19 protein-coding genes are annotated in these 20178 nt (G+C 62.0%); 4 read left to right on the plus strand and 15 right to left on the minus strand.

What is annotated here, in order from left to right; translation table 11 throughout:
• Positions 1–61: 61 nt before the first annotated feature.
• Both AC1Q6Z_RS22945 and AC1Q6Z_RS22950 read right to left on the minus strand, forming a co-directional pair.
• On the minus strand, positions 62–667 hold the full coding sequence (locus AC1Q6Z_RS22945; RefSeq protein WP_435268876.1) for a nucleoside deaminase: 606 nt from the start codon (positions 665–667) through the stop codon (positions 62–64).
• Positions 668–746: 79 nt separating this feature from the next.
• Complete coding sequence (locus AC1Q6Z_RS22950) at positions 747–2234, minus strand: nucleobase:cation symporter-2 family protein (RefSeq protein WP_492649411.1); 1488 nt, start codon at positions 2232–2234, stop codon at positions 747–749.
• 714 nt (positions 2235–2948) lie between these two features.
• Between AC1Q6Z_RS22950 and AC1Q6Z_RS22955 the strand changes: the two genes are divergently transcribed.
• Positions 2949–3647, plus strand: coding sequence for a class I SAM-dependent methyltransferase (locus AC1Q6Z_RS22955; RefSeq protein WP_492649412.1), 699 nt, complete (start codon positions 2949–2951; stop codon positions 3645–3647).
• Here AC1Q6Z_RS22955 and AC1Q6Z_RS22960 read toward each other — a convergent pair.
• Genes AC1Q6Z_RS22960 through AC1Q6Z_RS22975 form a run of 4 tightly spaced genes read right to left on the minus strand, consistent with a single transcriptional unit; the run spans position 3619 to position 7460 of the window.
• Positions 3619–4416 (minus strand): ABC transporter ATP-binding protein, encoded by a 798-nt coding sequence (locus AC1Q6Z_RS22960; protein ID WP_492649477.1) that lies wholly within the window; start codon positions 4414–4416, stop codon positions 3619–3621. The two genes, AC1Q6Z_RS22955 and AC1Q6Z_RS22960, sit on opposite strands and share 29 nt — an antisense overlap.
• Before the next feature lie 8 nt (positions 4417–4424).
• Positions 4425–5462 carry a FecCD family ABC transporter permease gene (locus AC1Q6Z_RS22965; RefSeq protein WP_492649413.1) on the minus strand — a complete coding sequence of 346 codons (1038 nt, stop codon included), beginning with the start codon at positions 5460–5462 and terminating at the stop codon, positions 4425–4427.
• Positions 5459–6463 carry a FecCD family ABC transporter permease gene (locus AC1Q6Z_RS22970; RefSeq protein WP_492649478.1) on the minus strand — a complete coding sequence of 335 codons (1005 nt, stop codon included), beginning with the start codon at positions 6461–6463 and terminating at the stop codon, positions 5459–5461. The genes AC1Q6Z_RS22965 and AC1Q6Z_RS22970 overlap by 4 nt, the downstream gene beginning before the upstream one ends.
• Before the next feature lie 19 nt (positions 6464–6482).
• A complete protein-coding gene (locus AC1Q6Z_RS22975; RefSeq protein ID WP_439655532.1) occupies positions 6483–7460 on the minus strand; it encodes an ABC transporter substrate-binding protein in 978 nt (325 codons plus the stop codon).
• Positions 7461–7682: 222 nt separating this feature from the next.
• Between AC1Q6Z_RS22975 and AC1Q6Z_RS22980 the strand changes: the two genes are divergently transcribed.
• The gene (locus tag AC1Q6Z_RS22980) at positions 7683–8564 is read left to right on the plus strand and encodes a LysR family transcriptional regulator (RefSeq protein WP_256120166.1); all 882 of its coding nucleotides are present in this window, start codon (positions 7683–7685) and stop codon (positions 8562–8564) included.
• 16 nt (positions 8565–8580) lie between these two features.
• Here the strand turns inward: AC1Q6Z_RS22980 and speB are convergent, their stop codons facing one another.
• The 7 genes from speB to AC1Q6Z_RS23015 all read right to left on the minus strand — a co-directional run bounded on the left by speB (position 8581) and on the right by AC1Q6Z_RS23015 (position 14419).
• Positions 8581–9543, minus strand: a complete 963-nt coding sequence (gene speB / locus AC1Q6Z_RS22985; RefSeq protein WP_256120165.1) for an agmatinase — start codon at positions 9541–9543, stop codon at positions 8581–8583.
• A 10-nt stretch (positions 9544–9553) separates the two neighbouring features.
• On the minus strand, positions 9554–10324 hold the full coding sequence (locus AC1Q6Z_RS22990) for a creatininase (protein WP_492649414.1): 771 nt from the start codon (positions 10322–10324) through the stop codon (positions 9554–9556).
• Between the two features lie 11 nt (positions 10325–10335).
• A complete protein-coding gene (locus tag AC1Q6Z_RS22995) occupies positions 10336–11040 on the minus strand; it encodes an SDR family NAD(P)-dependent oxidoreductase (RefSeq protein ID WP_492649415.1) in 705 nt (234 codons plus the stop codon).
• Entirely contained in the window at positions 11037–11783 is a 747-nt protein-coding gene (locus AC1Q6Z_RS23000; RefSeq protein ID WP_492649479.1) for an SDR family NAD(P)-dependent oxidoreductase, read from the minus strand. Before AC1Q6Z_RS23000 ends, AC1Q6Z_RS22995 begins: the two co-directional genes overlap by 4 nt.
• Before the next feature lie 5 nt (positions 11784–11788).
• Entirely contained in the window at positions 11789–12562 is a 774-nt protein-coding gene (locus AC1Q6Z_RS23005; protein ID WP_435268885.1) for an ABC transporter ATP-binding protein, read from the minus strand.
• Positions 12563–12569: 7 nt separating this feature from the next.
• Complete coding sequence (locus tag AC1Q6Z_RS23010) at positions 12570–13352, minus strand: ABC transporter permease (RefSeq protein ID WP_492649416.1); 783 nt, start codon at positions 13350–13352, stop codon at positions 12570–12572.
• A gap of 71 nt (positions 13353–13423) precedes the next feature.
• On the minus strand, positions 13424–14419 hold the full coding sequence (locus AC1Q6Z_RS23015; protein ID WP_492649417.1) for an ABC transporter substrate-binding protein: 996 nt from the start codon (positions 14417–14419) through the stop codon (positions 13424–13426).
• Between the two features lie 105 nt (positions 14420–14524).
• Here AC1Q6Z_RS23015 and AC1Q6Z_RS23020 point away from each other — a divergent pair, with 105 nt between their 5' ends.
• Positions 14525–15421 carry a LysR family transcriptional regulator gene (locus AC1Q6Z_RS23020; protein ID WP_435268888.1) on the plus strand — a complete coding sequence of 299 codons (897 nt, stop codon included), beginning with the start codon at positions 14525–14527 and terminating at the stop codon, positions 15419–15421.
• A 169-nt stretch (positions 15422–15590) separates the two neighbouring features.
• On the opposite strand, the gene AC1Q6Z_RS23025 is transcribed toward AC1Q6Z_RS23020, so the two are convergent.
• Positions 15591–17048 carry an aldehyde dehydrogenase family protein gene (locus tag AC1Q6Z_RS23025; RefSeq protein ID WP_492649418.1) on the minus strand — a complete coding sequence of 486 codons (1458 nt, stop codon included), beginning with the start codon at positions 17046–17048 and terminating at the stop codon, positions 15591–15593.
• Positions 17049–17057: 9 nt separating this feature from the next.
• Entirely contained in the window at positions 17058–18836 is a 1779-nt protein-coding gene (locus tag AC1Q6Z_RS23030; protein ID WP_492649419.1) for a thiamine pyrophosphate-binding protein, read from the minus strand.
• Positions 18837–19046: 210 nt separating this feature from the next.
• Between AC1Q6Z_RS23030 and AC1Q6Z_RS23035 the strand changes: the two genes are divergently transcribed.
• Positions 19047–20102, plus strand: coding sequence for an aminopeptidase (locus AC1Q6Z_RS23035; protein ID WP_492649420.1), 1056 nt, complete (start codon positions 19047–19049; stop codon positions 20100–20102).
• Positions 20103–20178 lie beyond the last annotated feature (76 nt).

Here is a 20178-nt window from a genome sequence, read left to right on the forward strand (position 1 = left end):
GCGCCGCCGAGGGCAAAAACCACCGGCAGCGTGCCCGGGGAGGAGCTGGGTAAGAAAGAGGTTAGTTGAGGGGGATGGCGTTGCCGTCCTTGCTTGTCTGGTAGACGACGGAGAGATCGTCGTATTTCAGGCGGATGGCTTCGGCTCGCTCCTTGAACTCCTCGCGCTGCGGCTCGGGAAGGCGGTCGATCAGGGCTTGGATCGATCGGCCTTTCCAGAAGGCGTTCGTCTTGTTGTAACCGCCGGCGTCCAGTGTGAAGACTTCCTTCAGGATTTTCAGATCGTGCGGGATGGAAAACGCGTCGCGGGAATCTTCGTGGCTGAAGAAATAGAAGAAGTTGTCGAAGCCGGCCCAGGTGATCGCCGAAAGGCACATCGAGCAGGGCTCGTGCGTCGACAGGAAGATGAGATCTTTCGAGTCCGGCCGGTCGCATTGCGGCATCTCGTAGAACCGCTTCAGGGTATGGACCTCCCCGTGCCACAGCGGGTTTTCCATCTCGTTGTTGGTTTCGACGAGGACCGTCGACAGGTCCGACTTGCGCAGCAATGCTGCGCCGAAGACCTTGTTTCCGGCCGCAACGCCGGTTTCCGTGGCGGGGATGACGCCATCTTCCATCGTGCCGAACAGGGCGTCGAGCAGGCGGCGGGTTTCGGTTTCTTCCGACATTTTGTCTCCTTTGAGGTCGGTGGAAAAGTGGGTCCGGATCAGGGGCCAATCCCGATCCGGATCGCGTGGTGCAAGGCGCCTAGTGGGCGGCTTCCGGGATCATCGGGATCTCGACACCCTTGGCGTCGTAGAGCCTGCCATTGAGGAAGTAGTCGCCGTCGTGCAGGCGGGCGATGTCCGTGTAGCGGATCGTTCGCTCCGTGCCCGCCACGAAGACGGATTGCTGATCGGAGTTGCCGGCCTTCACATGGTTGAAAAGCAGGTTGAGGACGATCGCCATCAGGGCGGCCGAACTGATGCCGGAATGGAAGATCGTCGCGACCCAGGCCGGGAAATGTTCGTAGAAACCCGGCGAGGCGATCGGGATCATGCCGAACCCGATCGACGTCGCGACAATGACCAGGTTCATATTGTTCTGGTAGTCGACCTTGGAGAGCGTGCGGATGCCGCTGGCCGCGACCGTGCCGAAGAGCACGATGCCGGCGCCGCCGAGGACCGAACTCGGCACCGCGGCCACAACGCGCCCCATGACGGGCAGCAAGCCTAGGATCACGAGGAACAGGCCGCCCGTCGCCACCACATAGCGGCTCTTGACGCCGGTGACGGCGACGAGGCCGACATTCTGCGCAAAGGCGCTTTGGGTGAACGAGCCGAAGATCGGAGCAAGTATGCTGGAAAGCATGTCGGCGCGCAGCCCGTCGCCGAGGCGGCGGGAATCCACCTTCGTCTCGACGATCTCGCCGACCGCCAGAATATCGGCCGAGGTCTCCACCAGAGTGACGACGATGACGATCAGCATGGAGATGATGGCCGCGATCTCGAAGGTCGGATAGCCAAAGTGGAAGATCGTCGGCAGCGCGAAGACGGGACCGTTTGTCACTTGCGAAAAATCGGTCATGCCGGCGGCGTAGGCAATGCCGGTTCCGATCACCAGGGCAAGCAGGATGGACAGCCGCGAGATCGAAGCGCTGCCCACCTTGCTGAGCAGGAGAACGATGGCAAGCGTTACGGCCGCAAGCTGGATGTTCGACGGGCTTCCGAAATCCGGCGCCTTGCTGTTGCCGCCCATGGCCCAGAAGGCTGCGACCGGCATCAGCGTCAGGCCGATCGTGGTAATGACGATGCCCGTGACGAGCGGCGGGAAGAAACGCGTGATCCGCGAGAAGACCGGCGTAATCAGGAGGCCGATCAACGAGGCGACAATGACGGCGCCCAGGATGGACGGAATGCCGCCATTGCCGGAAATGGCGACCATCGTCGCGACCCCGGAAAACGAGACGCCCTGCACGAGCGGCAGGCGGCTGCCGAAGAAGGGCAATCCCAGGGTCTGCAGGATGGTCGCAAGACCGCCCGCAAAAAGCGATGCCGTCACCAGAAGGCCGACATCGCTGGGGCTCAGCCCCGCTGCCTGGCCGACGATCAGGGGGACCGCGACGATGCCTCCATACATCGTCAGAACGTGTTGAAGCCCATAGGCGATGTTGGCGCCAATGCCGAGCTTTTCATCTTCCGGCCGTGCGATGGACGCACTGTCTTCATCTGCTTTTGCCAAGGTAAACTCCTCCATACCTTTGCCTGCGTTGAACTGTGAGGTGAGCCCCGTTTCACTCAGGCGCTTCGGCATGGCCACGGGGGCACGGACGCATGCCGGAGCGTGTCTCACGCCTGAAGCTGAGATCCGGGCGCCAGCCGACATGGTGCGGCAGGACAACCTGCCGGGACGGTCAAATCGGCGTCGCGCCGCCAGCCAACGTGATGGTTGGCCGCAAACGAACGACATGCCGATGGGCTGCCCGAAGTACGAACAGAAGAAAAATCGCCAGGAAAGAGAGTATCCGTCGTCATGCCCACCAGCTTCCATAGTTGAACCGGCTTGTCGCCAGTTTCGCCAGGACCCTGTTCCAGGAGGTGCGAGCTCCGGATCGTCATCAACATGCGTTGAGCGGGGCATTTCTGTGCGGGCTTATACCTGCACTGTTACAAAGCTTGCATTCTCATGGTGGAGCCTGTCAAGGCGAGGTGCCGATAATTCATTCGTTCGACCATACACATCACGCCGTGGAGGCCTGCGCGTTCTGTGCCTCGAATTCAGCCAAAACCGGGCGTGGCCGCGCTCTATGCGGCCCACCGCCAGCACCATCTTTTCGAAAAAAGCAAAACAGCTTCAGCGAAACCGACATAGGAAGCGGCTGCAAACGCGCGCCTTGACGCATTTTGCACTTTTCGCAGGAGTGTCAATATCTTAAAAGGTTGACACGGGAAAATTGCATAGGAGGTTGCGGTGAGCCAGGACCAGAAAACCATCACGACCTGGTATGTCGACCCGGACGCGGAAGACCGGATGTCGGATGGCCATGCGCCGATCTGGCGGCACCTCATCGAGCTGATCGTCGAGCGCGACCTCAGCCAGAAAAGCGTGCTCGATTTCGGCTGCAACCAGGGCGGTTTGCTGCGGCATCTCTATGCGCTCCGGCCCTTCCGCAAGGCCCTCGGCATCGACATCGCCGAACAGTCGGTCGCCAAGGCCGAAGCCTTCAAGGGCAATATTCCCGTCCAGCATGCCGTCGGCGGAGCGCTTGAGGGGTGGGTCGGAGAGTTCGATCTCGCGATCAGCCATGAGGTGATCTATCTCATCGAGGATATCGACGCCCATGCAGCCGATATCTTCAAGGCTTTGAAGCCGGGCGGGGTCTACTACGCCGTCACGGGTTGCCACACCGACAATCCGCTCTGGCCGAAATGGCGCGATCTGGTCGCCCAGCGCACGAACACGATCGTTCAGGATCGCTCGATCACCGACTACGCAAAGGCCTTCGCCAAGGCCGGTTTCCAGGTCTCCGCCCGTAAGCTGGAATATGATGGCTTCATTCCCTACTTCGCCGATGGCTGGACGCCGGATTTTGCCGATGCTCTCGACTATTACACACAGACGAAGATCGTCTTCCGGCTCGTCAAGAACCAGGCCGGTGCAGCTTCGTAAGCTCGACGTCGAAATGGGGCGGCTTGTCGGGCGCGACCTCGACGAAGCGGCCCCGCACCCGGAAGGTCTTTTCGATCAGGCCGCTTTCGGCGAGCGCCTTCGGCTCGCCGTCGAAGCGTAGCTCGCCCTTTTCCAGAAGGGAGATGCGGTCGCTGACGGCAATCGCCTGGTTGATGTCGTGGATCGCCATGAGGATCGTCACGCCGCGCTCGCGGCTGAGGCGGTGCACGAGGTCCAGCACCTCCACCTGGTAGCCGATATCGAGGAAGGACGTCGGCTCGTCCAGAAGCAGAATGCCGGCCTCCTGCGCCAGCGCCGCCGAAATCCATGCGCGCTGGCGCTCACCGCCGGAAAGCTCCTGCAATGTCCGATCGGCAAAGGCGGTCAGGCCCGTGCTCTCAAGTGCCCATTCGATCGCCTCCTCGTCCTTCCGGTCATAGGAGCGGAACAGGCCGACATGGGGAAAACGGCCCTGGCGCACAAGCTGGGCGATCGTCATCTCGTCCGGGGCCGCCGGCTGCTGCGGCAGGAAGGCGAGCTTCTTGGCGATGTTGCGCCGCGACATCGAGGCGACCGCGACGCCCTCGATGTCTGCCCTTCCCTTCGAGGGGGTGATCAGCCCGGCCAAGGCCTGGAGCACCGTGCTCTTTCCCGATCCGTTCGGGCCGATCAGCGCACGGATTTCCCCCTTCTCCATCGACAGGGAAAAATCGGCCAAGGCGCTGCGGCGACCATAGTGAACCGACAGTTGCGAGCAGGCGAGCGGCATGGGCGACCTCATGGAACCTTGCGCAGAAGCACGAGCAGGACGGGCACGCCCATGAGGGCGGTGACGACACCGATCGGCACTTCTTCCGGCCCGCCGGCGAGCCGGCCGATCAGGTCGCCCAGCGTGACGATGACGGCGCCGAGAACGATGGTCAGCGGAAGGACCAGCGGAAAATGCCGTCCCGCAAGGAAGCGCGCCAGATGCGGAACGATCAGGCCGACGAAGACGACCGGCCCGACCGCGCCGACGGCACTGGCCGCGAGCGCGCAGGAGACGAGCAGGACGAAGGAGAACTGCTTTTTATAAGAGAGCCCGAAGGAGCGGGCGACGGCCGCGTCGAACCGAAGCAGGATGAGCGGCCGGTAGATCAGCGGAAGCATTGCGAGGCCGACGATTGTGAACGGCAGCAGGAACAAGGCGTGATCCCAGGTCCTCGCATAGAGGCTGCCGGAGAGCCATTCGAGGATGATCTCGATGCGCGCCGAGCCCCATCCCGCAATCAGCCCTATCGCGATGGCGTGCAGCACCGCGCCGATGGCGATGCCGCAGAGCGTGATGCGCAGCGGGCTGAGATCGAGGCGGAAGGCGAGCAGATAGATGATGCCGCCCGCGATCATGCCGCCGATCATGCCGGCGGGCGGAAGCCAGGCGATGGGCAGTTCGTTGACGGAATAGGAATCGGGATTGGCCCGATAGACCGTGAAGAGAAGGAAGACCGTGACGGTCAGCGTCGCGCCCTGCGAGACGCCCATCAGCGAGGGATCGGCGAGCGGGTTGCGCGTGATGGTCTGGAGAAGCAGGCCCGCGAGGGCAAACTGCACGCCGGCGAGAATGCCCGTCACGATCCGGGGCAACCGGATATCGAGGATGATCGAGCGCGCCTCCGGCGATCCGCTGCCGGTCAGCGCCGACAGGACGTCATGGGCGGGGATATCGACGATGCCGAGGAAAACGGCGGCGACGAACGACAGGAGGACGAGCAGAAGGGCGGCAGGAAGGACCCAGCGGCTTGGCCGGCCGATCGCCGGGGCGTCGTGCAGGCTCATGCCCCCTCCCCCTTGAAATCGAGCCGGCCACGCTGGATGAGATAGACGAAGAGCGGACCGCCGAGCAGAGCGGTGACGATGCCGACCGGAAGCTCCTTGGGGATGGCGATGGTTCGCGCGATCAGGTCCGCCGCCGTCACGATCAGCGCCCCGATGGCGGCGGTGAGGCCGATCTCCGAGAGCGTTCCCCGTGGCCGGAGCAGCCTCGCGATATGCGGTGCAGCCAGGCCGACGAACGCCACGGGACCGGCGACAGGCGCAACACCCGCCACGGGGCATATGCCAAGCAGGAGCAGGACCGGTTTCCACAGCGTGAGCTGCACCCCCATCGCCGCGGCGGAATGGTCGCTGAGGGCGAACATGGCGAGGGCCCGATGGAGGAGCAAGGCGCCCAGCACCCCGATCAGCACCCATGGCAACATCTGGAGCAGGTGCATCCAGGTCCGGCCGGCAAAACCCCCGGCCAGCCAGAACAGCAGCGCGGTCGATTGCGGTCCCGCAAACAGTAGCACGTAAATCGTGATCGCGCTGAGGAAGAGCGAGACGCTGACGCCACCGAGCGCCAGATGGAGCGGATGGCTGTTGCCGCCCCGCGCCACCCAGAACGTCACCGAAGCCGCCGCAAGCCCGCCGGCAAGCCCGACGAGCGGATAATAGAGCCCGGAAATCCAGGGAAAGAACACGAAACAGGTGACGATCGGCGCGATCGCCCCGGCCGTAACCCCCGTGATGCCGGGATCGGCGAGCGGGTTTCGGGTGAGCGACTGGAGGAGATAACCCGACACGGCAAGCCCCGCACCCGCTGTCGCTGCGGCAAGGCTCCGCGGCAGCCGCAGGGTCCAGACCAGGATCGACTCGATCTTGCCATCGGGGCTCACGAGCGCCCGCAGGACCGCATCGAACGACAGCGTCCGCGCACCGGGCATCAGCCCGGCCGCAATGACGAGAAGGGTCGCGACGACGATGAAGCCGATGGCTATCGAGGATTTCCGTGCATCCATCGTCGTCGCGGTCAATCGCTTATTTCTGGAGTTCGGCCGGGATGATCTTGGCCGCTTCCGCCTTCACGTCAACCTTGGGGAAGACATCCGGATAGAGATAATGGGCCGCCTCGCGCAGAACGATCTCGCGCGCGATCGGACCGTTGGTCTCGACCCACTGGTCGCCGACATAGAAGACCCGGTTGTTCTTGACCGCCGTGAGCTCCTTCCAGATCGGGTTGTTCTCGTGCGGGCGATCCGGACCGTAATCATAGATGAACAGGACTTCCGGATCCTTTTCGAGCATGGTTTCGAGGCTGAGATCGATACCGAACTCGCCGCCCGGCGTCATGGCGCCGGCAATGTTCTCGCCGCCGATGGCGTTCACGATCGAGGCGGACGTATTCTCGTCATGGAAGGCGAACGGCACCTCGCCGCCCCACATGATGGCATAGCGCGGATGCGTGTCCTTCGGCGCCTTGGCCGCAATCTCGGCGAGGTGCGCGCGGAAATCCCTGTTCAACTCGATACCGCGCTCGGGCTTGCCGAGAACCTTCGCCAGCGCTTCGATTTCCTTGTCGCTGCCATCGAGCAGCTCCATGTTCCAGGCGACGTAGGGCGCGATCTTCTCAAGCTGCGGCGCATTGCCGACGGTGTAGCGTCGGATGGCGACGATGAGGTCGGGCTTTGCTTCCGAAAGCAGTTCAAGGTTCGGCTTCGCGCGCTGGCCGATCTGCGTCATGCCCCCGGTGAGGCCGAGCAGGAATTCCGGCGGACGATCCGCCACCATGTAGGTGCTCGCCACCGGCTTGATGCCGAGTGCCAGCGCCACGTCGTCGGCGAAGAACGAGATCGAGGCGATCCGTTTCGGGTGGGCGGGGATTTCGACCTCGACGCCACGGTCGTCGGTGACCTTCTGCGTCGCGTCCTCGGCAAGGACGGGCATGGCCGCAAGGCAGACGGCGAATGCGCCGGACAAAACAGCGCGCCTGCTCGGCAAGGCAAAACTGGAAAACATGGTTCTCTCCCTCGATCAGTGATGACAGTGGCGGACCGCAGGCTGCGCACGCCGTTGCGCAGAATGCATGCTGCCGCCCGGCAGAAAGCCCGGCGTGCCTTGATCGCGCCGCTTGCGGATATCGGTCTTCAAGACTGGGCTTCCCGGATAATTCTTGTCGCTCCGGAAGAATGTGGATAGATATAGTCAACTTATTTGCAATCGAAAGATTCTCACGCCGGCATGAGAAATCCTCAATCCAACCGCATCAAACTGCCGCCGCTGGCGACGCTCCCCGCCTTCTCGATCGCCGCGCGCACGGGCAGCCTAACGCTGGCGGCGCGGGAACTGCACCTGACGCCCGGCGCGATCAGCCGGCAGATCAAGTCGCTTGAGGATACGCTCGGCGTTCAGCTGTTCCACAGAAGGCACAACGCAATCTCGCTCACAGATGCGGGGCGGCAGTACCTTATCCATGTGAATGCGGCGCTGGCCACGCTGGAAAACGGCACACTCGCCCTTTTGCCGGATCGCGTGCGCCTGGTGATCCAGGCGCCGATCACGCTGGCGCGGCGCTGGCTCATCCCGAGGATCGGCGCCTACCTGCAGGAAAACCCCAGCGTCGATCTCAACATACAGTCGCTCGCGCTCGGCGCCAGCGATCTGCCCGATGTCACGATCAGCTATACCAGAGGCGCCGACGAAACCCGGTTTCCCTCCGCCTTCCTGCTCGACCGGACGGTCGCCGTCTGTTCCCCGCTCCTGATCGGCAGCGTGGCCAAAACGGTGACGCCGGAGGCGCTGCTGGATCTGCCGATCCTGCTCGACACCGCAGATGCCTGGTCGTGGCGCCGCTGGTGCGAGGCAGCAGGCATACCCTTCCGGCCGCGCAGCGGAAGCATCACCTTCGACACCGACGAAGCCTCCATCGATGCCTGCATGACCGGACTCGGCATCGGCCAGGCAAGCCCCTTCCTGATCGAGAGGGAGTTGCGCGAAGGCCAGCTCATTCTCCTCCGCCCCACGATCAATCCCATCGTCGGAGCCTACGAGATCGCCGGATCCACCCCGACCGGCAGGGCGGTCGGGTTCAACCAATGGCTCCAGACCTCGCAGGCGGCGTGACGTCTGCTTTTGATCGTCAACGCAGGCGGCAGCGGTCGACCTGTCTTGCCATGACGCACATCAACTCGAAGAGGATGGTGGCGCCGGCGATCGCGGTCATGCCGGCGAGGTCGAATGGCGGGGCAACTTCCACGACATCGGCGCCGACAAGGTTCAGACCATCGAGGCGCCGCACCAGGTCCTGAGCTTCCCTGGTCGTAAAGCCGCCGATTTCCGGCGTGCCGGTGCCTGGCGCCATGGATGGATCGATCGAGTCAATATCGAAGGTCACATAAGTCGGTGCGTCGCCAACGATGTCGCGAACCTCGGCCATTATGGCCTCGGGACCGCGCGCGCTGAACTCTTCCATATAGATGATGCGCACACCCTGCGCCTTGGCCCAATCATGTTCGTCCGGCGAATAGATAGAGCCGCGAATTCCGATCTGCACCACCCTGCGGGGATCGAGCAGGTTTTCCTCGATTGCGCGACGGAACGGCGTGCCATGCGTGTACGGGTTGTCGCCGAAATAGGTGTCGTTGGTGTCCGAATGCGCATCGAAGTGGATGAGGCCGACCGGCGCTTTCCTGGCGACCGCCCGCAGAACCGGAAGCGTGGTAAGATGATCGCCACCGACACAAAGCGGCAGTGCACCAGCGTTGACGATATCCGCAACACCACCCTCGATGAGCTTCAGGCCATCGAGGAGATCGATCGGATTGACGGAAAGGTCGCCGACATCGGCAATATTGGCGATCTTGAACGGCTCGGTCTTGAAGACGTGATGGGTGCTGCGCATGAGGCTGGACTGGTTGCGGACTTCGCGCGGGCCGTGTCGCGCACCGGCACGGTTGGTCGTTCCGCCGTCCCAGGGGATGCCTGCAAGCGCGATATCGAGCCCTTCGGCCGAGGCGACGGCGGGCAGCCGCATGAATGTCGCATGGCCTGCAAAGCGCGGCACCTTGGCGGCATCGACCGGCTGGTGGAATTTCTCTCCCATGATCAAAGTCCTATTTGAATTCTTCGTTGATGATGTCGATCATCCGGCCGACGCTGTCGGCCAGGAGCCATTCGCCCTTTTCCGCCGTCGAGCCTTCCGTCATGGACAGGACCCCGGATGGCGGCACTTCGACGGGCGGCTTGGGAAAACGATCGTAGGGCCGGAATTGTGCCGGCCCATCATGCAGGGCGCGGGTAAGATCGACGAGGTCGGGCCTGATCGCCAGCATCAGGGAGGTCTCGAGCACGCTCGCATGCTCGAGTTCGATGCCGGGATAACCGTCGGGGAAGATGCGCGCGATGGTCTCGGGCCGCGCGAATTCCCAATGATCCATCCGCAGGATTGTCAGGCCATCCGTCTTGTCGCGGCCGATGGCGTCCAGCGCCAGTTCGATACCCTCGATCGAGGGCCAGATGTTTTCATAATGTCCGTTGAGGACGACGATCCGCCGGACCTTCCGGCGATAAAGATCGACAAGGATATCCCGCACGACGAGCGAGAAGGTATGGGCCGAAAGATTTATGGTGCCGGGGAAGGCCGGGCCGCCGCCCGAACGCGGCTGCGAGCGGTTGCCGTAAGGCACCGTCGGCGCGATCAGGCCACCCACCGCCCTTGCGACGCGCTCGCAGATCGCCGTGGGAATGACGACATCCACGTTGAGTGCCATGTGATGGCCGTGCTGTTCGGTTGCGCCGAGTGGCAGGAACACCGGTGCGCCCGCGGCAATTTTCGCTTCGGCCTCGGGCCATGTGTGGTCCGCCCAAAATACGGATTCGTTCATCTTGTACCTCCCTAAAACATTGCCGCGCCGCAATTGGCGCCAAGGCATTGACCCGTGAAGAGCGTAGCGCCCGGCCCGGCCAGGAACACGACGCTCGCGGCCACCTCCTCCGGACGGCCGATCCGGCCAAGCGGATTTGCCGTCTCCGCGGCTTTCTGCTCGGGCGTAAGATTGCCGAAGTCGAGAAGCGGCGTATCGGTGGGGCCGGGTGCGACAGCGTTGACCAGGATGCGGGGCGCAAGCTCGCGCGCCCAGGAGCGGGTGAGGCCAAGAAGCGCCGCCTTCGTGGCGCAGTAGACCGAGGCATTGGCGCGACCGAGATACGCAAGCTCGGACACGATGTTGATGATCCGCCCACCCTCCGGCATGTGCGGCAGGCATTCGCGCGCCACCAGGATCGCACCCCGCACATTGACGGAGAACATCCGGTCGATATGGGCGGCATCGATGTCCGCAAGCGCCTTCTCTTCGAGAATCCCGGCATTGTTGACGAGGATATCGACCCTGCCGAGGAGCGCCACCGCATCGGCCACGGCCTCCCTGACGCTCTCTTCGATCGTCAGATCACAGGCGATGATCTTCGTGCCATCGTCCGGCACATCGCGGTCGAGCCCCACCACCGTCGCTCCGGCCGAATGCAATGCCAGTGCGCTGGCGCGACCGATGCCGCGCGCCGCGCCGGTGACAATCGCGGTTTTTCCCTTCAACACGTTCACCACGGCACTTCCCCCCTGTCCACACCAAGCGACTGGCCCGTAATATTGCTGGCGCGGTCCGAGGCCAGGAATAGGTAGGCCTCGCGCATGTCCTGCGGCTCCATCAGCCCGTCGAGAGCCTGGCCGGCAACGATCTCCCGCAACAGTCCGTCCTCGTCCGTCTCGCGGGCGGCGGCCATCAGGCCAAGAGAACGCATCGAGGCTTCGGTGCGCACCCATCCGGGGCACACGGCATTGACGCGAATGCCGAGCGGCCCCAGTTCCTTCGCCCAGGTCTTGGTCAGCCCGATGATCGCGTGTTTCGAGGCGACATACGCATCGAACTGCGCCTCCGCCACGCGGCCCCAGATCGACGCCGTGTTGACGATCGCGCTGCCCGGCCGCATGCGCGCGATCGCGCGGCGGGTCACGATACCCGTGCCGACGACATTGATCTCGATGACGCGCCGGAACGTGTCTTCGACACGATCGCTCTCGGACACCAGAGGCGTCATGCGCTCGTAACCCGCATTGTTCACCAGGACGTCGATCCGGGAAATCGCGTTAAGAGCGTCTTCGATGGCGTGGGGCTCTGTGATGTCGGCCCGGTAGGCTTTCGCGCCGAGCTGGCGGGCGGCCTCAAACACGCCCTCGTCATCGGCGATGATATGGACGTCCGCGCCCTCGCTGGCGAACCCGCCCGCCACTCCGAAACCGATCCCCCGGCTTGCTCCGGTTATGACGATGGTCCTGTTTTCGAACATGCCGGTCACATCATGTCTCCTGTTTCATTGCGGATGAGATGGAGCACATGGTTCCTGAGCTCGAAGAAGGCGGGAGACTCGCGGATATCCAATGTCCTCTCCGCCCCCAGCCGCGCGACAACGTCGATATCCGCGACGACGCGCGCCGGCCGGCGGGAAAACAGCACGATGCGGTCTGCCAGGAACACGGCCTCTTCCACATCGTGGGTGACGAAGATGACGGTCTTCTGCTCGCGGTTCTGAATGAGCCGCAGCTCCACCTGCAGGCGTTCGCGCGTCAGGGCGTCGAGCGCGCCGAAGGGTTCGTCCATGAGGAGCACGTCGGAGCCGGCGGCAAGCGTTCTGGCGATCGCCACGCGCTGGCGCATGCCGCCTGAAATGCGGTTCGGATAGGCGCGGGCAAAATCTTCAAGCCCGACGAGCTTGAGATAGTGCTGGCGGCGCCGGGCCTTTTCCCCGGCAGTGAGATCATTGCGATAACGCATCCCGAAGCCGATGTTTTCTTCCACGGTGAGCCAGGGGAAGGACGAATAGGACTGGAAGACCATGCCGCGCCGGCGGTCGGGCTTGTCGACGACTTCGGATTCCAGGCGCACGCAGCCGGCCGACGGCGTATCGAGACCCCCGACCATGCGCATGAGCGTGGTCTTGCCGCAACCCGACGGGCCGAGGAAGACGATAAACTGGTTGCGGTCGATCGACAGGTTGGTGCGCGAGACGACATCCACCGGCCCGAACGCCTTGGAGACATTGTCGAAATGAAGATAGTTCTGGGTCATCCTGGCCTCACAGATAGCGGAAGACGCGACGATGGATCATGCGAAGCAGCTGGTCCGTGACGAGGCCGATCAATCCGATCACGACGACGCCCGCTATGACCTCGGGCGTTTTGACGAAACGCCGGGCGGTCCAGATGATGTAGCCGATGCCGGAATCGGCCGCGACGATCTCGGCGATGATCACGTAGGTCCAGCACCAGCCGAGCGTGATGCGCATATTGTCGAGCAGCGACGGCGCCATGGAGCGCAGGGCGACATCCCGCATTACATGCCCGGAGTTCGCCCCGAGCGTGCGGGCCACCTCGACGAACTCGTTCGGCACGCGCCGCATGTCGTCTGCGACAAACAGCACGAGCTGGAAGAACGTGCCGAGCCAGAGCAGGAATATCTTGGTGGATTCCCCAACACCGAACCAGATGATCGACAGTGGCACGAGTGCGGGCACCGGGAGATAGCGAACGAAGTCGACGATGGGCTCGAGTGCTGCGCCGACGATGCGGTAGCTGCTCATGAGGATGCCGATCGGGATCGCCATGACGGCCGCGATGAGAAACGCGCCCCAGACGCGGGCCGCGGATATTCCCGTATGGTATAGCAGGGACTGATTGGTGATCAGGCTCCACAGGGCGACGAAGACGCGACTTGGCGCCGGCAGGAACTGCGGACTGATGAGACCGCCCCGCGCGGCGCCCTCCCAGACGAGAAGCAAGGCTGCCGCGGACAGCGCACCGATGGTGGCCTCAACCAACGGGCTCGACCTCGCCCGGAAGACGAACAGGTTTGTGAACATGAATGAACCGGAAAGGTTGGGCACCAGCGCCTGCCATTGCAGCCGCTGGTGCTAGGTTATCCGAGGGTCGATTATTCGGCGCCTGTCACGGTGCTGATGATCGAATTGTCGATCTGGTCTTCGGCGATCAGCTTGTTGTCCGCCGCACCGTTTTCCAGGTTGAGCGCCATGACGGTGTCGAAGATCGCGCCGAGCGTGCCTAGCTTTCCGTCCGCCCCCATATAGGCTTTGGATTCCGCTAGGCTGGTATAGGAAAGGCTGCTTTCGACGACACCCGTGACCTCGGCCGGGGTCAGTCCGAATTCCGGCGCCACCATCTCCGCGAATTTCGCTGGTTCGGCCTTGATGAAATCGACCGCCTCGTAAAGGCACGCGAGGAATTCAGCATATTTCTTCGGGTTCGCCTTGAGGTCGTCATTGCGTGCGATGATGGCATCGACGATGAGGCCACGCTTATCCTTCGACGAGAGAAGCACCTTCGCGCCGGAACGCGTGGAGTTCTGGACGGCCTGGGACATGAAGGGTTCGTAGGTCGCAATGGCGGCAATGCTTTCGTCGGCGAAGACGGCCGCGGTATCGGCCGTGGCAATGTCCTTGATCTGGAGATCGGCGAGCGAAAGCCCGGCCTCCTTGAGGGCCGCCTGCAAAAGCAACCGTGATGGAATGTTGAGCTCCGAGGCCACGGTCTTGCCCTTCAGGTCGGCGACCGAGGCGATCTTGTCGTCGGTGATTACGCCGTCACCGCCCACGGATTCGTCGATCGTGCCGATGATGATGCCGGGCGTGTCCTCGTCGCGCGGGCGGCCCTGGTATTCGCCGACCGAGCGCATCTGGACCTCGATATCGCCGCGCGCCATCGCCGCCATGACATTCGCGAGATCGTCCTCGAACTTGATGCTGACATCGAGGCCGCGGGCCGTGAAGCAGCCGTTCTGGATGCCCACATGGACGGGCGCAAAGCCGAGCCAGGTCGGCGCGAGGATACGGATCTGCTCGGCGCTCTGCGCGGCCGATGCCGTGGAAGACAACAGGATTGCAGCCGCGGCTAGTCTGGTGAAAGCGTTCATTTTTATTCCCCTTGACGTTTTATGGGGACAGCCTGCCACGCGCTACATTGAAGTAAATCAAATTGTTTGCGACCCTGCATCGAAGATTATCAATGTGAGGTGCAGATGCGCAGATTGGACAATATCGATATCCGCCTCCTGCGGGTATTCGTGGCGCTGGCGGATGCTCGCGGATTTGCCGATGCTCAGATTGCGCTCAACCTCTCCCAGTCGACGCTGAGCACGCATCTTGCCGAACTGGAAAAGCGCATCGGCGCCCAGCTTTGTCTGCGGGGAAAACAGCAGTTCCGCCTGACGGAGGCCGGCCAGGCAACCTATGACGCGGCCCAGCAGCTCTTTCTCGACCTCGACGGATTCACCCGGCGGGTCAGTGCCGCACGCGGCAGCCTCGCCGGCCGGCTGCGCATCGGCGCCTCGGACGGCATCTATACAAGCCCGCAACTGGGCCTCCAGCACACCATCCGCCGCTTTCTGAAAGATGATGCCGATGTCTTCCTGGAGCTGACGCTCGCCATGCCGTCCGAACTTGAGCAGAAGGTGGCCGACGGGGACCTCGATATCGTCATCGGCCCCCTCTCCCAAAAAGCGCCGAGTGTCACCTATCGCGACTTCGCAACGGAACCGCATTCACTCTATTGCGGCGCCGCACATCCGCTTTTTGCCAGAAACGACAAAGATCTCGACATGAAGGACATCGAGAACAGCCGGTTCTGCGTGCGGCGCTACCGGCATTTCGACGACCTCTATATCGTCGGCCATCCCCGCGCCAGCGCATCGGCCGTAGAGATGGAAGCGCAAGCCATGATGATTTTATCAGGCCATTTCATCGGCTTCCTGCCCTGCCATTTCGCCGAGCCCTGGGTGAAAACCGGCGAGTTGAGAGCCTTGAAGAAGGGAACCTTCGACTTCTCCTCCACACATCGCATCGCGTATCGGACTGCAAACGCGGCGAACCCCTTGGTCGTTGCTTTCTTGCAGGCCTTGCTCGAGCCAGCGAGATGAAATCTAGCGCTCCGTCCCTTGACGGAATTCAAACAGCTGGCCCCTCGTGTAGACAAGGATCATGCAGACTTGGACTTGATCAGTTTCCAGCGAAGCTGGTTCTCAAATGCGGCGGCTACAATGTATCCATCACTCTTCTACTTCGGCAATTTGCGAATCCGACAAGACGTCAAAGCGCAATTTTGATCGTCTTCATCTGGGTGAATTCCAGCAGTTCCTCGATCGATTCTTCACGCCCCACGCCGGAAAGCTTGTAGCCGCCGAACGGTGCGCCGATGTAATGGGATGACGTGTCGTTGACCCACACGAAGCCGGACTGGACCTGCCGGGCCGCGCGATGGGCCGTGGTGACATTCGTTGTGTAAATCGCCGCGGTGAGCCCGTAGTCGACACTGTTGACATGGCGCATCATATCCGCCTCGTCAGTCCATTTGATCACGGCGAGGACAGGCCCGAAGATCTCTTCGTGCGCGATCGCCATGTCGGGCGTGACATCGGTAAAAATCGTAGGCTCGATGAAGTAACCATTGGCAAGGTCGGGCAACGTCGGGCGCGCGCCACCCAGCCGGAGCGTCGCGCCCTGCTGCTTGCCGAGCTCAATGTAACCCATGATCTTCTCGTACTGCGCCTTGGAGATGATGGCGCCCATATTCGTTGCCGGGTCTGTGGCAAGGCCGGGCTTAAAGCGTCGCGTCGCGGCGATGATGCCCTCAACGACAGCATCGTGGATATCTGCGTGGACGAAGAGCCGCGATGTCGAACCACAGGACTGGCCGCACCAGGTGAAGTTCATGCCCCGTACCGCACCCTCGACGGTGAGGCCGATATCGGCATCGGCATAGGCGATCAACGCGTTCTTGCCCGAGAGTTCACAGATCATCGGTTTCAGCCGGTCGGCGCAGGCCTTCGCAACCGCTTTTCCAGTGGCGATGCTACCGACAATCGACACCATGGCGACATCGCGGTGCGTGACCAGCGCCTGAGTGGATTCAAGCCCACAGGTCATGAAGTTGATGACACCCGGTGGCGCAATACCGTCGATCAATTCCGCCAACCGCAGAGCGGAGAGCGGGGCCTGCGGCGAAGGCTTCATGATCACGCTGTTTCCAGCTGCCAACGGCGCGCCGAGCTTGCCGCCGGCAAAGGAGAGCGGGTGGTTGAAAGCGCCGATCCGGAGGCAGACACCCCAGGGTTCGCGCACTGTCATGCACATCATGTCCTGGCCAGCGGGGATCGTGCTGCCTTTGGCTTCAAGCGCCACGCCGGCAAAATAGTCGAGCTTTGTGGCGGCGTTTTCGGCATCGCGCAACAGTGCGGTGACAGGATTGCCACAGTTGGCCGCATCGAGAAGGGCGAGTTCCTCGGCATTCTTCCGGATGACAGCCGCAATCTCACGCAACAAGGACGAGCGCGTTTTCGGCAGCGTTCCCTGCCAGTCTTCGAAACCCGAGCGGGCCGCAGCGATCGCCGTTTCAACATCGCTGATATCGGCCTGCGCAACCGGGCCTAGGCTTTCACCGGTCGACGGGTTGAACACATCTGTATAGCCGCCATTGGGAGCGTGCCAGCGGCCGCCATAATAGAGATCGCGATTTGCGGGAAGGACCGACTGTATTGTTCTGCTCATCACTGCCTCCTAATGCCCACGGGTCACGATCTTCTTGGTGTATCCGAGGGCGATATGCGCATCGATCAGATACGGCCGCCCGGCATCGACCACGGCCAGCCCGCGTTCGATCGCCGCCATCAGGTCGTTGACATTCTCGACCGGGCCTTCTGCTTCGACACCTTGCGCGCGCGCCATGCCGGCCAGATCGAGAGCCGGATTGTCGATCTGTTGTCCGATCCAGCGGTTCTCTGGCGGGCGCCCGCGGTCTTTGGCCATGGCAGCCTGATGGATCTCGTCGTTGTAGTTCGAACGATTGTTGGCCACGATGAATAGTGCCGGGATCTGGTAATGCGCGGCGGTCCAAAGCGCCGTGACGCCCTGGAGAAAATCGCCGTCGCCCATGACACCAACCACTGTGCGGTCGCTGCCAAGCAGTGCCAACGCTACGCCGACCGTCAGCCCCGGGCCGGCGCCGATGCCGCCGCCGCCGTTATGCCCCATGAAGTCAAGCGGTCCACGGATCATGAAGGCGCGCGTCGACCAACCGATATTGTTGTTGGCGAGTGTAACCTTACGGCTCCCGGCGATCTTTTTGACCGCTACTTCCAGGTCGAATGGGATAATTTCCCGGTCGCCATTGACGTTGAACTCGACCGGCCCCGGATCGATGCGCGATATGCCGGTCCAGGTCGAAATACCCTTATCCCGCCCGTTCAGGCTAACAAGGAGTTGTGCGACGAAGGCATCAGGATTGGCATCGATGGGGAAATCGGCCGGTGGCAGGCCGAAATACCCCATGTCCCAGCCATTGTGGAGTGAGCGATCCTGCGTCACGTGCACGATCCTGGCTTCAAGCTGGTCGGATTTGCGATTGACCTGCCGCAGCAGGCCGTTGAGATCAACCCAGTCGAACGAAACGATGAGATCTGCTGCCTCGACGATCGGTTTGGCGTCGGCATCAAGCCAGGTGAGCGGTGGGGCAGCATGGCGAGGATGGTCGGTCGGAAAGACCGCCTTGCCGCGGGTCGACGTCATCACATAGGCACCGGCGGCCTCGACCAGCGCCACCCTGCGATCCCAGTCGCCCTGATCGACCGAGCCACGGCCAAACAGGAACAGGGGATTTCGGGCCGCCCGGACAAGATCGGCCACAGCGTCGATATCGCGTTGCGTGGCGCAGGCGGGTGAAATCGGCTGATAGCGCTCGGCCGTCGGAATATGGAAGTGTTCAGGGGCCGGGTCCTCCTGCAAACCAGCGTCCAGGCAGATGTAGACTGGGCCACGCGGCGTGGACGCGGTGATCTGGTGGCCGCGCAGGAATGCCTCGACGATGCCGTCCGCAGAACGTGGTTCATCATCCCACTTCACATAGTTGCGCAGCAATCCGCCCTGATCCTTGGAGGTGTGGATCCAGTCGATATAGGGGCGCCGCTTTTCCGGCTCGACAGGACCGGTCGCACCGATCACGATCATCGGCGCTCGCCCGCCCCAAGCATTGAAGATGCCCATCAGGCCATGCAATAGCCCGACATTGGAATGGAGCACAGCGCCCATCGGCTTGTCGGTGACCTTCGCATAACCATGCGCGATCGAAATGACGTGGTCTTCGTGCAGGCACAGCAGCATTTGCGGCGAACGGTTACCGAGGTAGTTGACGAGGCTGTCGTGGAAACCGCGATAGCTGGCGCCGGGATTGAGGGCGACATAGGGGATATCGAGCCTTCGCAACATCTCCGCGGCGATGTCACTCTTCCAATCAAGCGTCGAGGGTGTCTCCAACCCAATGGGGCGATCAAACTTGTCCAACTCTTCCTCCTCCGGTTGTCAATGCACTTGGAAATTCCGCCAAATAGAATTTTTGATTATTATTTCGTGGGAAATTCCGTTACGTGGAATTACTTATTTTTAATCCATAAAATTTCTTCTAAGCTATACAAATACTTCAATCGCCGTCAAGCGCGTCGGAAATATAGACGCGACGCGAAAGACGGAAGGAATAGCATTGAGGAGGATTGCATGCCGCTGCACGGTCTCATGACGGGTACGCTTGATTATCTACGTCGCCCCCTGGTGGCCAACATCACGCCAGGCATGAACGTGCTCATCATGACCGATACGGCGCATGATCCAAGGGTCTGGCAGGCTGTCATGAGCATTGTCAGCGAACTCGGCGCAGACGGCACATTGGCGCTGTTTGATCCACGACCGGCCGACTACTACGATCCGCCCAAGACAGTCTGTGAAGCGATGCTGCATTCGGACCTCAACATCCTGCTGGCATCGACCGGCATGCTGCACGCTCATGCAAACGCGGTTGCGATGGATGCTGGTGTTCCGGTCATCTGCATGGATGGCGGCATGACGCTGGAAATGTTTCAGTCCGGCGCAGTCACCGAGGACCAGAAGGAAATGGCGATCCGGCAATATTGGGTCGCTACCAACATCTTCGGTAAAGACGCCAGGCATTGCAGGGTTACCTCCAAATATGGCTGCGACTTCACCTATTCGGTCGAAAACCGCATTTTCATCCCGAATATGCCGGGCGACGACTTCGTTGCCTACAAGATCCAGAACGTCTCCAAAGTTCAGAACCGCAAGTCCAACATGCTGCGGTTCCTCTATCCCAATGGCGAATTCAACATTCCGCCGGTCGAATACAGCGGCAGCGGCAAACTGGTCATCGATCTGTGCATGCACCAGATCGGCCGGATATCCAGCCCGATCGAGCTTACGGTCGAGCACGGGCGTATCGTCAAGATCGACGGTGGCGCAGACGCGCACTTCCTGCGCAACTATCTTGAGCAGTATGGCGACGAGAATGCCTATGTCTGCCCAGCGGAGGCGTCGGTGGGGATCAACTCGAAGGCCCAGATCCGCGGCGTCCAGCGCGAAGACAAGAACATCCTGGGCACCATGCATTTCGGGCTCGGCACCAATGTCGATGTGGGTGGAACCCTGCTGTCGAACATTCACATGGACGGGGTGATCCTCGAACCAACGCTTTATGTCGACGGAGACAAACGGATCGAAAACGGACGCTTCCTACGTCCGATCGACGGCCCCTTGAGCTAAGGACCATAAGCCAAGAAACTTCCGCGCGGCTCCGCGTGACCCGCGCCGTCGAAGCGCGCCCGTATTTGGTGAAATA

This window comes from Shinella sp. GW835-FHT14H05 (assembly GCF_058793575.1).

Excerpts from the sequence above, each read along its gene's own strand:
- AC1Q6Z_RS22950 (WP_492649411.1), bottom strand. The coding sequence starts at position 2,234 with ATGGAGGAGTTTACCTTGGCAAAAGCAGATGAAGACAGTGCGTCCATC.
- AC1Q6Z_RS22945 (WP_435268876.1), bottom strand. The coding sequence starts at position 667 with ATGTCGGAAGAAACCGAAACCCGCCGCCTGCTCGACGCCCTGTTCGGC.
- AC1Q6Z_RS23010 (WP_492649416.1), bottom strand. The coding sequence starts at position 13,352 with ATGTTCACAAACCTGTTCGTCTTCCGGGCGAGGTCGAGCCCGTTGGTT.
- AC1Q6Z_RS23015 (WP_492649417.1), bottom strand. The coding sequence starts at position 14,419 with ATGAACGCTTTCACCAGACTAGCCGCGGCTGCAATCCTGTTGTCTTCC.
- AC1Q6Z_RS22965 (WP_492649413.1), bottom strand. The coding sequence starts at position 5,462 with ATGAGCCTGCACGACGCCCCGGCGATCGGCCGGCCAAGCCGCTGGGTC.
- AC1Q6Z_RS23035 (WP_492649420.1), top strand. The coding sequence starts at position 19,047 with ATGCCGCTGCACGGTCTCATGACGGGTACGCTTGATTATCTACGTCGC.
- AC1Q6Z_RS22990 (WP_492649414.1), bottom strand. The coding sequence starts at position 10,324 with ATGAACGAATCCGTATTTTGGGCGGACCACACATGGCCCGAGGCCGAA.
- AC1Q6Z_RS22975 (WP_439655532.1), bottom strand. The coding sequence starts at position 7,460 with ATGTTTTCCAGTTTTGCCTTGCCGAGCAGGCGCGCTGTTTTGTCCGGC.
- AC1Q6Z_RS23025 (WP_492649418.1), bottom strand. The coding sequence starts at position 17,048 with ATGAGCAGAACAATACAGTCGGTCCTTCCCGCAAATCGCGATCTCTAT.
- AC1Q6Z_RS23005 (WP_435268885.1), bottom strand. The coding sequence starts at position 12,562 with ATGACCCAGAACTATCTTCATTTCGACAATGTCTCCAAGGCGTTCGGG.
- AC1Q6Z_RS22960 (WP_492649477.1), bottom strand. The coding sequence starts at position 4,416 with ATGCCGCTCGCCTGCTCGCAACTGTCGGTTCACTATGGTCGCCGCAGC.
- AC1Q6Z_RS23000 (WP_492649479.1), bottom strand. The coding sequence starts at position 11,783 with ATGTTCGAAAACAGGACCATCGTCATAACCGGAGCAAGCCGGGGGATC.
- AC1Q6Z_RS23020 (WP_435268888.1), top strand. The coding sequence starts at position 14,525 with ATGCGCAGATTGGACAATATCGATATCCGCCTCCTGCGGGTATTCGTG.
- AC1Q6Z_RS22970 (WP_492649478.1), bottom strand. The coding sequence starts at position 6,463 with ATGGATGCACGGAAATCCTCGATAGCCATCGGCTTCATCGTCGTCGCG.
- speB (WP_256120165.1), bottom strand. The coding sequence starts at position 9,543 with ATGGGAGAGAAATTCCACCAGCCGGTCGATGCCGCCAAGGTGCCGCGC.
- AC1Q6Z_RS22980 (WP_256120166.1), top strand. The coding sequence starts at position 7,683 with ATGAGAAATCCTCAATCCAACCGCATCAAACTGCCGCCGCTGGCGACG.